We start from the raw sequence: 12,664 nt of genomic DNA, 5'->3' as shown, positions 1-12,664 counted from the left end.
CACGACCGTCGCTGCCGGCAGCGAAGACGGCTCAGCCGGTCACGGACCGACCGTGAGGTTGGCCTGGACCGTCACGCCCTGCTGGATCAGCGACGAGGCGCCGCTGTTCTGCGCCATCACCATGATGCCGGCGGCCGCGTTGGCCGATCCGTCCATCTGGTTGGACATGTTGAAGTTGCCGGCATGGGCATACGCGGTGCCGCCGTTGCCGCCGGTGCCGCCGCTGCCGCCCGTGCCGTCGCCGCCGGTGGCATCGCCGCCGTTGCCGTTGCCGCCACTGCCGCCGGCGCCGCCCCAGGCGGATGCCGCGCCGCTGCTGCCGGCGTTGTCGGCAGTGCTGTCGCCACCGGTGGCCGAGGTGTCGGCCGTGGACGAGGCGTCGGCCTGCGCCTGGCTGTCGGCGCTCGCTGCGCCTGCGCCGCGTTCGCGGGTGCGGCTGCGGGCTTCGGCGGCCGCGTCGGCGCCCGACGTGCCGTTCGCCGCGGTCTGGGCCGCGCTGGCCGAGTCGCCGTCGCGGGTGCTCCATGCGCCGGCATCGCCGCCGTCGCCGCCGTCGCCGCCGCTGCCGGAACCGCCGACAGCCGGGCCGCCCATGCCGGTGCCGCCTGCGCCGCCGTCGCCACCGGACGCATTGCCGGAGTTGGTGGCGACGTTGCCGAGGCCGGACACGCCGTTGCCGGTCACCGTGCCGCTGAGCTGGGTGGTCGCCACGACCGTATTGGAGCTGGTGTTGAACGAATCGGTGGTGGTGGCGGTGGCGGTGCTGTGGTTGTCGGCCGCCGCGCTGCCCGCGCCGCTGGCGAGCGCCTGGGTCATGTTGTCGCGGTGGTCGCCGCGGGTGGAGTTGTTGTCACCGGCGTTGGCTTCGTTCTGGTCCTGGGCCATCAGCGGCCCGGACGCGCCCAGCACGACCAGGACGGCCGCGGTGAGGATGCTGTGTCGAATGCGCATTGGAAGACTCCTTCAGGTTCGTCGCGCCCGTCGGCCCGTCCTCGTGACGGCCGACGGCGCTGCGGTCCTTACGCAAACCCGATGCCAACGTCCGCGCCTTCCGCAAAGCCCTGAAAATACGCGTGATTTACGGCGCGGACAGCGGCCGCGTGATCCGCAGGCCGAGACGGAGGGCCGTTTTCGGGGGGAGAAGTTTCAGCACTGAAACGCGTCGGCACGGGGCGCAACGCCCGACGCGCACGCACACGGCGCGCGACGCCATGCCGGCACGCGAACCCGATGTTTCACCGTTGAAAATCCGGCGGCCTTCCGACTCGGCGCGCGCGGCTGGCCCAGCGGCCGGTCAGCGGCCCGTGGCGTCGCGCACTTCGAAGTCCGCGCGCAGCGTGCGGCCGTCGGCCAGCGACAGTTCGACCTCGATCGCCCCACCCGCCTCGACGGCCGCCCGTGGGCGCATGAGCATCAGGTGCAGGCCGCCGGGCGCGAGCGTCACCTCACCGCCTGCCGGTACCTCCAGCGCCTCGACGTGACGCATCCGGCTCATGCCCTCGGCCGTACGCGTCTCGTGCAGTTCCACCGACTCGAACACGGCGCTGGCCGCGCCCACCAGCGTGACCGGCGCCGGGCAGGGATTCCGGACCGTGGCGAATCCGGCCATCATCGGCATTGCCATCGGCGGCTTGCGGATCCACGGCGATTCGACCACCGGCATGCAGTCGGCGGCGTGCACCGCGGGTGCGGCGGCGAGCAGGAGAACGGCAGCGAGGCGTGCGATCGTCATGGCGCCTATGATAGCGCTCCGGTCGAACCGTCTTCGCGCATGCCGCCACTCGTCGCCCATCACCGCCACGGTCCCGTCCACGAACTGCGGCTCGCGCGGCCGCCGGTGAATGCGCTCGATCCGGCACTGTGCGGTGAACTGCGCGCCGCCGTGGACGCCGCGGTGGCCGATGGCGCGCACGGCATCGTCCTGTCCGGTGGTCCTCGCGTGTTTTCCGCCGGACTGGACGTGCCGCACCTGCTCACCCTGTCGTCGGCGCAGCTGCGCGATACGTGGGAGGTGTTCTTCGAACTCGCGCGCACTCTCGCCGCCTGTCCGGTGCCGGTGGCCGCCGCGATCGACGGGCACGCGCCCGCTGGCGGCTGCGTGCTTGCGCTGTGCTGCGACTATCGCGTGATGGCCGATGGCGAGTTCCGCATCGGGCTCAACGAGACCCGGGTCGGGCTGGTCGCGCCCGAGGGGATCCAGCGCCTGCTGCGCCGGATCGTCGGCCCGCGTCGGGCGGAGCACCTGCTCGTCGCGGGCGAGATGGTCGACGCGCGGCAGGCGATGCACATCGGCCTGGTCGACGAACTGGCAGCCAGCGGGGAGGTCGCGGCTCGCGCGCAGGCGTGGCTCGAACAGCTGCTCACGTTGCCACGCAGACCGGTGCTGGCAACGCGCGCGATCGCGCGTGCCGACGTGGTGGCCGCGCTGGCGCCGGAACTGATCCAGCTCGACCGCTTCCTCGCGGCCTGGAACGATCCGGACACCCAGTCGGCGCTGCAGGCGCTGGTGGCGAAGCTGGGAAAGTGACTCAGTCCGCGCCGGTCGCGACCGGCCGCGCGGGATCGGCGATCCAGCCGCTCCACGACCCGGTATAGAGTCGCGCGCCAGGCAGCCCTGCATGTTCCATCGCCAGCAGGTGATGGCAGGCGGTCACGCCCGAGCCGCACATCGCCACCAGCTCCCGCGGCGCACGCCCGCCGAGCAGCGCTTCGAACTCCGCGCGCAGCTGCGGCGCGGGCCGGAAGCGTCCACCGTCCAGGTTGGCCGTGTAGGGCCGGTTGACCGCACCCGGGACGTGGCCGGCGACCGCATCGATCGGTTCCACCTCGCCGCGGAAACGCTGCGGCGCGCGGGCATCGACCAGCACGCCGCCACCCGCCAGGTGCGCCTGCACCTGCTTGCCGTCCAGCAGCCGGGCCACGTCGAAATCACCCGCGTACCGGGCGGGGACGACGGCAGGTACCTCCGCATCCCGCGGCAGGCCGAGCGCCGTCCACGCCGCCCAGCCACCGTCGAGCACGGCCGCGCGCGGATGCCCGAGCATGTGCAGCAGCCCCCACAGGCGCGCGGCGAACGCGCCGTCGCTCTCGTCGTAGGCGACCACGCGGGTCTCGCGCCCGATGCCCCACGCGCCGAGCTGCGCGGTGAACGCCTCCGCGCGGGGCCACGGGTGCCGGCCCTCGCCGGCCGGCCCGCGGCGCGAGAGGTCGCGCTCCAAATGCGCATGGCGCGCGCCGGGCATGTGCGCGGCGCGCCAGGCCCGCTCGCCGGCATCGGGATCGGCCAACGAGGCGCGGCAGTCCACCACCACCACGTCCGGGGCGTCCAGCAGCGCGGCGAGCGCCTGCGGCGCGATCACAACCGGCCACTCGTGCATCGTCATTCCAGGGCCTCCAGGCGCGTGCGCAGGTTGTACAGGATCGACGCGGTCACGCCCCAGATGCGCCATTCCGGCGCGCCCGGGTACGGGGCGAATTCGAGCACCGGCCGCACCCGTCCCCGGTAGTGGATGCCGGACTCGCGCAGGTGCTCGGGCGCCAGCAGGAACGCGAGCGGCACCTCGAAGACGGCCGCCACCTCGGACGGATCGGGCTGCGCCACGAAGCCCGCATCGACGCGCGCCAGGACCGGCACGACGCGATAGCCGGTGATCGTGCGCATCGGATCGAGATAGCCGATCGGCGTCGCCTGCGCGGCGGCCAGGCCGATCTCCTCGCGCGCCTCGCGCAGTGCCGCCTCCAGCACGCCGGCGTCGCCGGGATCCACGCGCCCGCCCGGCAGGCTGACCTGGCCGGCATGCTGGCGCAGGCCGTCGTTGCGCAGGGTGAGGAACACGTTGAGCCCCGCATCGCGCTCGACCAGGCCCAGCAGCACCGCCGCGTCGACCGGCGTCGCCGCATCCAGCAGTCCATCGAGTTCGGCGAGGTTCCACTCGGGTCCGGCGGGCGCCGCGTGCAGCGGATGCAGCGCGCGCGCGAGCCGTTCGAACATGGCGCCCGGGTCGCTCACGCCGTGCGCTGCGCCTCGCGCTGCGGCAGCACGTGCTCCATCAGCCGCAGGCGCTCGTCGTCGTCCATCTGCAGCCAGCGCGCGATCTCCCCCGGCGTGCGGTGGCAACCCATGCACAGGCCGCCTTCGTCGAGCATGCAGACGCCGATGCAGGGGCTGAGCACGGCGCGGAACGTGGAGGTCATGGGCGGTACGGGCCGTTCGCGGCGCGACGCGCGCCAGAAAAAACGCTGCGCCGGCAGGGCCGGCGCAGCGGGAGGAACACGGGCGGCGCGGACCCGGTCCGGCGCCGCGACACGGCCATCGGCCGCGCGTTTTACTTGACGCTGACCAGCTTGACGTCGAACACCACGGCCTGGTTGGCCATGCGGCCGGCGCGCATGTCGGTGCCGTAGGCCTTGTCACCCGGAAGGACCACTTCCCAGCGCGCGCCTGCCGGCATCTGCAGCAGCGCCTCGCGCAGGCCCACCAGCGGGATCTGGCTCACCTTCATGGTCACCGGACCGGCCTGCTGGCCTTCCTGCGCCTGCGCGGTGTCGACGAACACGGTGCCGTCGGGCAGCGAGCCCTTGTAGTTGATCTGCACGTCGCTGGCCTGGGTGGGCTTGGCGCCGCTGCCGTTCTCGATCACGCGGTACTGCACGGTGCTGCCCGAGAGCGTCTGCACGCCCTGCTTGGAGCGGTTCTGCGCCAGGAAGGCATCGCTCTTGGTCTTGTTCTCGTTCGCCAGCTGGGTGAACTCGGCCTGCATCTTCGCCTGCTGGCGCTGCTGCATGCTCTCCACGGCCGCCTTCAGCTGGTCCACCGGCACCGCCGGCTGCTTCTTGGCATAGGCGTCCTGGATCGCCTTGATGACGGTGTTGACGTCGACGGCTTCGCCGCGCGCGGTCAGTTCGGCCAGCTCGACGCCGGTGTTGAAGCCGATCGCGTAGCTCAGCTTGCCCTTCTCGGACGTGGTGTCCTGCGCGGAGGCCGCCGCGGAAACCAGGGTCATTGCCGCGAGGGAGGCGGCAAGCAAACGCACTTTCATTCGGTCACTCTCCAGAGGGGGTTCGATCGGCCGGAGTCCGGCCCAGATACGACACGGGGCGGTCGAACCGCCCCTGTAGGACACGCTAGGATAGCGGCCGCAGGGCTTAACCGCCACTGACGCCTCCCTGTGACCCGGCCATCCGCGCCGAGTTCCCTGAAATGCCCGTCCGTTCACGAAAGCCGCCTTCACGCATGACCGAATCGCCCCTGCGCATCACCGATCACGACGCCGTCCGCGTCATCACGATCCACCGCCCGGAGCGCCTGAACGCGCTCGATTCGGCCACGCTCGACGCCCTTCACGCGGCGGCGGACGCGGCCGCGGACGATTCCGCGGTGCGCGTGGTGGTGCTGACCGGTGCCGGTCCGAAGGCGTTCGTCGCCGGGGCCGACATCGCCGAGATGAGCGGGCTCACGCCCGCCCAGGGACGCGACTTCGCGCTGCGCGGGCAGCGCATGATGCGGCGCTTCGAACGCCTGCCCAAGCCGGTGATCGCGATGGTGAACGGGTTCGCGCTGGGCGGTGGACTGGAACTGGCGATGTGCTGCCACCTGCGGATCGCCGCCGACACCGCGCGCGTCGGCCAGCCGGAGATCGGCCTGGGCCTGGTGCCCGGCTTCGGCGGCACCCAACGCCTGCTGCGCCTGGCCGGCCGCGCCGCCGCGCTCGAACTGTGCCTGACCGGCACCCCGGTCGACGCCGCGCGCGCCCTGCAGCTGGGCATCGTCAACAAGGTGGTCCCCGCCGCCGAGCTCGAGACCGAGACCATGGCCCTGGCCGCCCGGCTCGCCGCGGCCGCGCCCCTGGCGCTGCGCGGCATCCTCGACTGCATCCTGGTCGGCGGGGAAAGCGGGCTGGAGGAAGGGCTGGAGTACGAGGCCGCGCAGTTCGGCCTGGTGTTCGCCAGCGAGGACATGCGCGAAGGCACGGCGGCATTCCTGGACAAGCGCAAGCCGGTCTTCCACGGCCGCTGACGCACATGGTGTCGTCCCGAGGCCCGGAGTCCGCGCCGGTTGCGCCCGATCCGGCGCACCTGGCCGCGCTGCTGCGCGCCGGCGACATCGATGCCGCGATCGAGGCCGGCCTGATGTCGGTGGACCCCGACGCGCCGCATGCCGCTTTCGACCCCGCCGCCCGCGCACTCATCCGCTCGACCCGGGAGCGCCTGCTCGCAGCCTGGGAGGCGCGCGATCGCCACCGTGCGCGGGCCGACCGGCTCGCCCGCCGGGCCGCCGAACGCGCGGCACGGCGGGCGGCGCCTTCCGCCTCGGGCGTGCCCGCCGGCGCCCCTGCCGGGACATCGCTGCCGCCCGCGGCCGCCGCGGCCCTGGCCCGCGCGAAGGCCCGCGCGGGCGGCGCATGAGCGGCGCCTGCGGCCGCAAGCCGCGGGCACCGCGCAGCCGGCTCACCGCCGCGCAGGTGCGCGAGCTGTTCACGCGCCTGGCCGAACTCGACCCGACCCCGACCACGGAACTCGAGTACGCCACGCCCTTCGAGTTGCTGGTGGCGGTGGTGCTCTCGGCCCAGGCCACCGACGTCGGCGTGAACAAGGCCACGCGCCGGCTCTATCCGGTTGCCAACACCCCGCAGGCGATCCTGGCGCTGGGCGAGGACGGGCTCAAGCGCTACATCTCGACGATCGGCCTGTTCAACGCCAAGGCCCGCAACGTGATCGCGCTGTGCCGGATCCTGGTCGACCGGTACGACGGCGAGGTCCCGCGCGCGCGCGAGGCGCTCGAGGCGCTGCCCGGCGTGGGCCGCAAGACCGCGAACGTGGTGCTCAACACCGTATTCGGCGAAGGCACGATTGCGGTCGACACGCACATCTTCCGGGTCGCCAACCGCACCGGCCTGGCGCCGGGCAAGGACGTGCGCACGGTCGAGGACGGACTGATGCGGGTGGTGCCGGAGGAATTCCTGCTCGGCGCGCACCACTGGCTGATCCTGCACGGCCGCTACACGTGCAAGGCGCGCAAGCCCGACTGCCCGCGCTGCATCATCCGCGACCTGTGCCGGTATCCCGACAAGACACCGGGGCAACCGCCGTCGTCGGACGCCACCCCGTCCGCGGGCCGGGGGCCGGTGCAGCGCAAGTCCCGTCCGCCGCGGACCGGCTGATCCTGCACGGCCGCGACCGGCGCACGGTGCGCCGACCGGCCTGCCCGCTTAATGCGTTCCGGTCCGTGCAGGCCCCCGGTGAGGACGCCCGGCGGCTGAGCATCGCGGCGGGGCGGCGGTGGCCTCCCGCGCCTGCGGAGCACGTTTCCAGAAGCACACGGGGGAGCAGGTTGGCGGCAGCGCGCAGGCGCGCCGGATCGTCTCTTCCGGCCCACGCCTGCCGACGCGCGCCCGCCATGCCGATCAACGAATCCGTGCAGTCCGTCGATGCGTCCACCCCCGCCGGGGGCGGGGTCGGGCCGGTGTCGCGTCCGGGCGGAGCCGCCTGAGCGATGTGCGGGATCGCGGGGTTCACCACTGCGGCCGACGCCGCACCGCAGGACCACGACGCGCTGCGGCGCATGATCGCCACCCTGCACCATCGCGGCCCGGACGCCAGCGGCCTGCACCTGGAGCCGGGCATCGCGCTGGCGCATGCGCGGCTGTCGATCATAGATCCCGAAGGCGGCCAGCAGCCGCTGCACGACGGCACCGGCACGGTGTGGACCGTGTTCAATGGCGAGATCTTCAACTTCGTCGAACTGCGCGCGGAACTCGAGCGCGACGGCGTGCGCTTCCGCACGCGCTCGGATACCGAAGTGATCGTGCATCTGTACCGCCGGGACGGCGACCGCTTCGTCGATCGGCTCAACGGCCAGTTCGCGATCGCGCTCTGGGACGCGTCGCGCCGCCGGCTGCTGCTGGCGCGCGACCGCGCCGGCATCCGTCCGCTGTACTACACCCGGGCCCGCGACCGGCACTGGTTCGCCTCCGAGTGCAAGGCGCTGCTGGAGGTGCTGCCCGACCGCGCGCGGATCGACCCGGACGGCCTGCTGCAGGCGTTCACGCTGTGGGGGCCGAGCGACCCGGACACGTTGTTCGAGGGCATTCGCAGTCTTCCACCCGGGTACCTGCTGGCGATCGAGGCGGACGGCCGCGAATCGTTGACCCGCTACTGGGACTGGCGCTTCCCGCGCGCGGGCGATCCGCCGCCGTTCGCGAGCATCGACGATGCGGTGCACGAACTGCGCGCGCTGCTGGCCGACGCCGTGCGGCTGCAGCTGCGCGCCGACGTGCCGGTCGGGGCCTACCTCAGCGGCGGTCTCGATTCGTCGGGCATCGTCGCCCTTGCGCGGCAGGCGGGCATCGCGCAGGTGCGCACGTTCTCGGTCACGTTCGACGACGCCGAGTTCGACGAACGCGGGCAGCAGCAGGCGATGGTGCGCCATCTCGGCACCGACCACACCACCCTGCACTGCACGGCTTCCGACATCGCCGATGCGTTCCCGACGCTGGTGCGCCACACCGAGGCGCCGGTGCTGCGGACCGCGCCGGTGCCGCTGATGCTGCTCTCCGGCGCCGTGCGCCGCGCCGGCTACAAGGTGGTGCTGACCGGCGAAGGCGCGGACGAGGTCTTCGCCGGCTACGACCTGTTCAAGGAAGCCAAGGTGCGCCGGTTCTGGGCGCGCCAGCCGCAGTCGCGCTGGCGGCACCTGCTGCTCGGACGGCTGTACGGCTACCTGCGGCATTCGCCGGTGGGTTCGCCCGGCTTCGCGCGCAGCTTCTTCGCCCAGGGCATGGACCACATCGACCGCCCGGTGTTCGCGCATGCGCCGCGCTGGGCCACCTCGCGACGCGCCCTCGCCTTCCTCGCGCCGGAGCTGCAGGCGCGTGCGCTGGCCTTCGATCCGCTCGCGTTGTACGAGCAGCGCCTGCCCGACGGCATGGCCGACTGGTCGCCGCTGGCGCGCGACCAGTACGTCGAGGCCAAGACGCTGATGGCCGGCTACCTGCTCTCGTCGCAGGGCGACCGCGTGGCGATGGCGAACTCGATCGAGGGCCGGTTCCCGTTCCTCGACCACCGCCTGATCGAATTCGCCAACCGCCTGCCCGCGCACTGGAAACTGCGCGGCCTGACCGAGAAGCACATCCTGCGCCGCGCGCTGGCGCCGCTGCTGCCGCCGGCGATCGCCGCGCGCACCAAGCAGCCCTATCGCGCGCCGGACGCGGCCTGCTTCTTCCCCGACGGGCGCCCGCACGCACTGGTGGACGAGCTGCTGTCGCCCGAGCGCATCCGCGATGCCGGCCTGTTCGACGCGACCAAGGTTCGCCTGCTGGCCGACAAGTGCCGCCGCGGCAACGTGGTCGGCTTCGGCGACAACCAGGCTTTCGTCGGCATCCTGTCGACGATGCAGCTGCACGAGACCTTCATCCGCCGTCGCCAGCCGACGGTATTGCGCACCGGAACGGAGTGACCCATGAGCGAAGCCGCCATCCGCCAGACCATCCGCGGACACATTCTCGAGAACCTGATGTTCACCGACGACCCGGCGCGCCTGCCCGACGATGCCTCGCTGCTGGACATGGGCGTGATCGATTCGACCGGCGTGCTGGAACTGGTGCTGCTGATGGAGGAGAACTTCTCCCTGCAGGTGAAGGACACGGCGATCGTGCCCGAGAACTTCGACTCGGTGGACCGCATGGTCTCGTTCGTGCTGCGCGCCACCGCGGCATGATCCAGGCCGACGCGTACCACGCCAGGCTCTCGCGCCTGCGCGACTGCTGGTGTCCCGCGCCGGACAAGCCCGAGGAGACCCCGGAAACGACCCTGCTCGCACTGTGGTGGACGGCGGCCGGCACGCCGCGCTCGGCGGTCACCGCCGCAGCCGCGTCACCGGCCGCGCTGGATGCCGATGCAGAGGCGCGGCTGGACGCACTGCTCGCGCAGCGCATCGCCGGCGTGCCGCTGGCGCACCTCACCGGGCGCCAGCACTTCATGGGCATGGACCTGCTGGCCGGCCCGGGCGCGCTGATCCCGCGCGCGGAAACCGAACTGCTCGCGCGCGCGGCGATCGAACTCGCACGCGCGGCGACCGCGCAGCGGGAAATACTGAAGGTGATCGATGTCTGCACCGGCTGTGGAAACCTCGCGCTCGCAATCGCGCGCGAGGTCGCTGGCGCTCGCGTGGTCGCGAGCGATCTGAGCGAGGAGGCCGTGGCACTGGCGAGGCGCAACGCGGCGGCGCTCGGACTCGACGGGAACCTCGACATCCGCTGCGGCGACCTGCTCGCGCCGTTCGACACGCCGGAGTTCCAAGGGGAGGTGGGCCTGCTGGTCTGCAACCCGCCCTACATCAGCAGCGGCAAGGTGCCGGCGATGGCGCCGGAGATCGCCGGCCACGAGCCCGCGCTGGCGTTCGATGGCGGCCCGCTGGGCGTCTCGATCCTGACCCGCCTGGTCCATGACGCGCCGCGCTTCCTGCGCGCGGGCGGCTGGCTGGCGTTCGAGGTCGGGGTGGGCCAGGGTCCGGCGATGGCGCGCCGGCTGCGCAACGAGCGCGCGTTCGACAAGGTCCGCGAACTGCACGACGACGCCGGAATCGTCCGCGTCGTGCTGGCATGTCGCGGCGAACAGGCGGAGGCGGCCGCATGAACGCGCTGGACTGGAGCGTGCTGGAACTGGATTGCGAGCGCGAGGCGACGCGCATCTGCGCCGGGCTGCGGGAGGCGATCGCGGGCCCGCTCAAGCGGCGCGGCCTGGTGGTGGCGATCTCCGGCGGCATCGACAGTTCGGTCTGCGCCGCCCTGGCGGTACGCGCGATCGGACCGTCGCGGGTGCACTGCCTGATCCTGCCCGAACGCGATTCGGATCCGGACAGCGCCGAGCGTGCGCGTATCCTGGCCGACACCCTGGGCGTACAGGCCGAGACCTTCGACATCGCCCCGGCGCTGGAGGCGATCGGTGCCTACGCCGCGCGCGATGCCGCGGTGCGCACCGTCCTGCCGGAGTTCGGGCCGGACTGGAAGATGAAGCTCGCGATCACCGGCGGCAGCGACGGCGCGATCAACCGCTTCCGGCTGGTCGCGCAGTCCCCCGACGGCGTCCTGCACGAGCACGAGCTGCGCCTGCACGAATACCTGACCATCGTCGCCGCCACCAGCTACAAGCAGCGCCTGCGCAAGACGATCGAGTACTTCCACGCCGATCGCCTGCACTACGCCGTGGTCGGCACGCCCAACCGGCTGGAATACGACCAGGGCTTCTTCGTCAAGAACGGCGACGGTTCGGCCGACATCAAGCCGATCGCGCACCTGTACAAGAGCCAGGTGTACGCGATGGCGCGCCACCTCGGCCTGCCCGAGCGGCTGTGCAGTGCGCAGCCGACCACCGACACCTACAGCCTGGCCCAGGGCCAGGACGAGTTCTACTTCGCCCTGCCCTACCGTGCGATGGACCTGGCGCTGTGGGCACTGGAGCACGGCGTGGAGGCGGCCGCGCTGGCTCAGGCGCTCGGGCTCACCCCGGAGCAGGCGCAGGCGGTGTACGACGACATCGCGCGCAAGCGCCGCACCACGCGGCCGTTGCACCTGCGCCCGGTGCTGCTGGGCGAGGTCGCGGTCGCGGAGGCCTCCGCGTGAGCGCGGAGCCGGCGCCGGAGGCGACGTACTCCGTCGAGGACGGCGACCTCGCGCGCGACGGCGAGGGCGCGGTCGCGGTCTGGCGCGCGAGCCTGGGCCAGGTGGAGGGCCGGGCGGCGAAGTTCGCCTGGTTCTATCGCGACGCGCCCGCCGGCGCGCTGCTCCAGGTGCTGCGGTTCGGCCCCGGCGGCGACGTCGTCGGGACCGCGGGCGTCGGCTGGCGCGCGATGCGCGTGGGGGACCGCCGCCTGCGCGCGGGGCTGCTGGCCGACATGGCGGTGCTGTCGGGCCATCGGCTGCTCGGCCCGGCGCTGCAGCTGCAGCGCGCGGCCTGCGAGCGCGCGCTGCAGCAATGCGACCTGGTCTACGGCTTCCCCAACCAGAATGCCGTGCCGGTGGTGAAGCGGCTGGGATACAGGCACGTGGGCGACATGGCGCTGCTGGTGTGCGCGCTGCGCCACGCGCCCTATCTGGAACGGATGCTGCCCGCGCCGCTCGCCCGGCTGGGGGGCGCCACGCTCGACCTGGCCCTGCGACTGCGCGACGGCCTGCGCGACCTGCCGCGACGCACCCTGGAGGCCGAATGGCAGGACGCCCCGCTGGCCGAGGCACACCCGCCGCAGGTGCACGACGACGCGATCCTGCGTGGCGAGCGCGACGCGGAAACGCTCGACTGGCGCTTCTCGCGCAGTCCACTGGCGGCGTTCCGGTTCCTGTACCTGCGGCGGCCCAGCGAAGCGACGCCCTGCGCCTGGTTCGCCTGCCAGCGCGACGGCGACGTGCTGCGGATCGCCGACTTCCGGTTCACCGCCACCGTGTCGCCGGCGCGTGCGCTTGCGCGCCTGTCGCGCGAGGCGCGGGCGGCCGGCTGCCGCGCGCTGGCGATCGAATGCTGCCTGCCGGAGGCGGAGGCGGCGGCGCTGCGCCGGCACGGCTTCCGCGAACGCCAGCGTCGCCCGATCTACGCGCGCTGGCACGGCGATGCGGCGCCGTTCACCGGCATCCGCATGACCGCCTTCGACGAGGACGAATAGGCGCCGCCGCGA

At 72.8% G+C, this 12,664-nt stretch carries 13 protein-coding genes and 1 pseudogene; 9 read left to right on the top strand and 5 right to left on the bottom strand.

The window, feature by feature from the left end; translation table 11 throughout:
• Positions 1 to 39 precede the first annotated feature (39 nt).
• Both QFW80_RS09320 and QFW80_RS09315 read right to left on the bottom strand, forming a co-directional pair.
• On the bottom strand, positions 40 to 951 hold the full coding sequence (locus QFW80_RS09320) for a hypothetical protein (RefSeq protein ID WP_280601517.1): 912 nt from the start codon (positions 949 to 951) through the stop codon (positions 40 to 42).
• Between the two features lie 343 nt (positions 952 to 1,294).
• Positions 1,295 to 1,732 carry a copper chaperone PCu(A)C gene (locus QFW80_RS09315; protein ID WP_280601516.1) on the bottom strand — a complete coding sequence of 146 codons (438 nt, stop codon included), beginning with the start codon at positions 1,730 to 1,732 and terminating at the stop codon, positions 1,295 to 1,297.
• A 39-nt stretch (positions 1,733 to 1,771) separates the two neighbouring features.
• On the opposite strand from QFW80_RS09315, the gene QFW80_RS09310 reads away from it, so the two are divergent.
• The gene (locus QFW80_RS09310; RefSeq protein WP_280601515.1) at positions 1,772 to 2,527 is read left to right on the top strand and encodes an enoyl-CoA hydratase/isomerase family protein; all 756 of its coding nucleotides are present in this window, start codon (positions 1,772 to 1,774) and stop codon (positions 2,525 to 2,527) included.
• A gap of 1 nt (position 2,528) precedes the next feature.
• Here QFW80_RS09310 and QFW80_RS09305 read toward each other — a convergent pair whose 3' ends face one another.
• The 3 genes and pseudogenes from QFW80_RS09305 to QFW80_RS09295 all read right to left on the bottom strand — a co-directional run bounded on the left by QFW80_RS09305 (position 2,529) and on the right by QFW80_RS09295 (position 5,039).
• Positions 2,529 to 3,383, bottom strand: a complete 855-nt coding sequence (locus QFW80_RS09305) for a sulfurtransferase (protein ID WP_280601514.1) — start codon at positions 3,381 to 3,383, stop codon at positions 2,529 to 2,531.
• Positions 3,380 to 4,194: pseudogene (locus QFW80_RS09300) on the bottom strand (NUDIX hydrolase). Before QFW80_RS09300 ends, QFW80_RS09305 begins: the two are co-directional and overlap by 4 nt.
• A gap of 131 nt (positions 4,195 to 4,325) precedes the next feature.
• Entirely contained in the window at positions 4,326 to 5,039 is a 714-nt protein-coding gene (locus QFW80_RS09295) for an FKBP-type peptidyl-prolyl cis-trans isomerase N-terminal domain-containing protein (RefSeq protein ID WP_280601512.1), read from the bottom strand.
• 194 nt (positions 5,040 to 5,233) lie between these two features.
• Between QFW80_RS09295 and QFW80_RS09290 the strand changes: the two genes are divergently transcribed.
• The 8 genes from QFW80_RS09290 (at position 5,234) to QFW80_RS09255 (ending at position 12,652) form a co-directional block, all read left to right on the top strand.
• On the top strand, positions 5,234 to 6,016 hold the full coding sequence (locus QFW80_RS09290) for an enoyl-CoA hydratase/isomerase family protein (protein WP_280601511.1): 783 nt from the start codon (positions 5,234 to 5,236) through the stop codon (positions 6,014 to 6,016).
• A 5-nt stretch (positions 6,017 to 6,021) separates the two neighbouring features.
• Positions 6,022 to 6,405, top strand: a complete 384-nt coding sequence (locus QFW80_RS09285; RefSeq protein ID WP_280601510.1) for a hypothetical protein — start codon at positions 6,022 to 6,024, stop codon at positions 6,403 to 6,405.
• Positions 6,402 to 7,160: an endonuclease III gene (gene nth, locus QFW80_RS09280; protein ID WP_280601509.1), complete on the top strand. Its 759-nt coding sequence runs from the start codon at positions 6,402 to 6,404 to the stop codon at positions 7,158 to 7,160. The genes QFW80_RS09285 and nth overlap by 4 nt, the downstream gene beginning before the upstream one ends.
• A gap of 332 nt (positions 7,161 to 7,492) precedes the next feature.
• Positions 7,493 to 9,454 (top strand): asparagine synthase (glutamine-hydrolyzing), encoded by a 1,962-nt coding sequence (asnB, locus tag QFW80_RS09275; protein WP_280601507.1) that lies wholly within the window; start codon positions 7,493 to 7,495, stop codon positions 9,452 to 9,454.
• Positions 9,455 to 9,457: 3 nt separating this feature from the next.
• Positions 9,458 to 9,715: an acyl carrier protein gene (locus QFW80_RS09270; protein ID WP_280576645.1), complete on the top strand. Its 258-nt coding sequence runs from the start codon at positions 9,458 to 9,460 to the stop codon at positions 9,713 to 9,715.
• Complete coding sequence (prmC, locus tag QFW80_RS09265; protein WP_280601505.1) at positions 9,712 to 10,632, top strand: peptide chain release factor N(5)-glutamine methyltransferase; 921 nt, start codon at positions 9,712 to 9,714, stop codon at positions 10,630 to 10,632. Before QFW80_RS09270 ends, prmC begins: the two co-directional genes overlap by 4 nt.
• Positions 10,629 to 11,618 (top strand): NAD(+) synthase, encoded by a 990-nt coding sequence (gene nadE / locus QFW80_RS09260; RefSeq protein ID WP_280601503.1) that lies wholly within the window; start codon positions 10,629 to 10,631, stop codon positions 11,616 to 11,618. The genes prmC and nadE overlap by 4 nt, the downstream gene beginning before the upstream one ends.
• A complete protein-coding gene (locus tag QFW80_RS09255) occupies positions 11,615 to 12,652 on the top strand; it encodes a GNAT family N-acetyltransferase (protein ID WP_280601501.1) in 1,038 nt (345 codons plus the stop codon). The genes nadE and QFW80_RS09255 overlap by 4 nt, the downstream gene beginning before the upstream one ends.
• Positions 12,653 to 12,664 lie beyond the last annotated feature (12 nt).

The organism is Luteimonas rhizosphaericola, assembly GCF_029888045.1.
GTDB lineage: Bacteria > Pseudomonadota > Gammaproteobacteria > Xanthomonadales > Xanthomonadaceae > Luteimonas > Luteimonas rhizosphaericola.
This window is presented reverse-complemented; position numbering and strand designations above follow the sequence as displayed.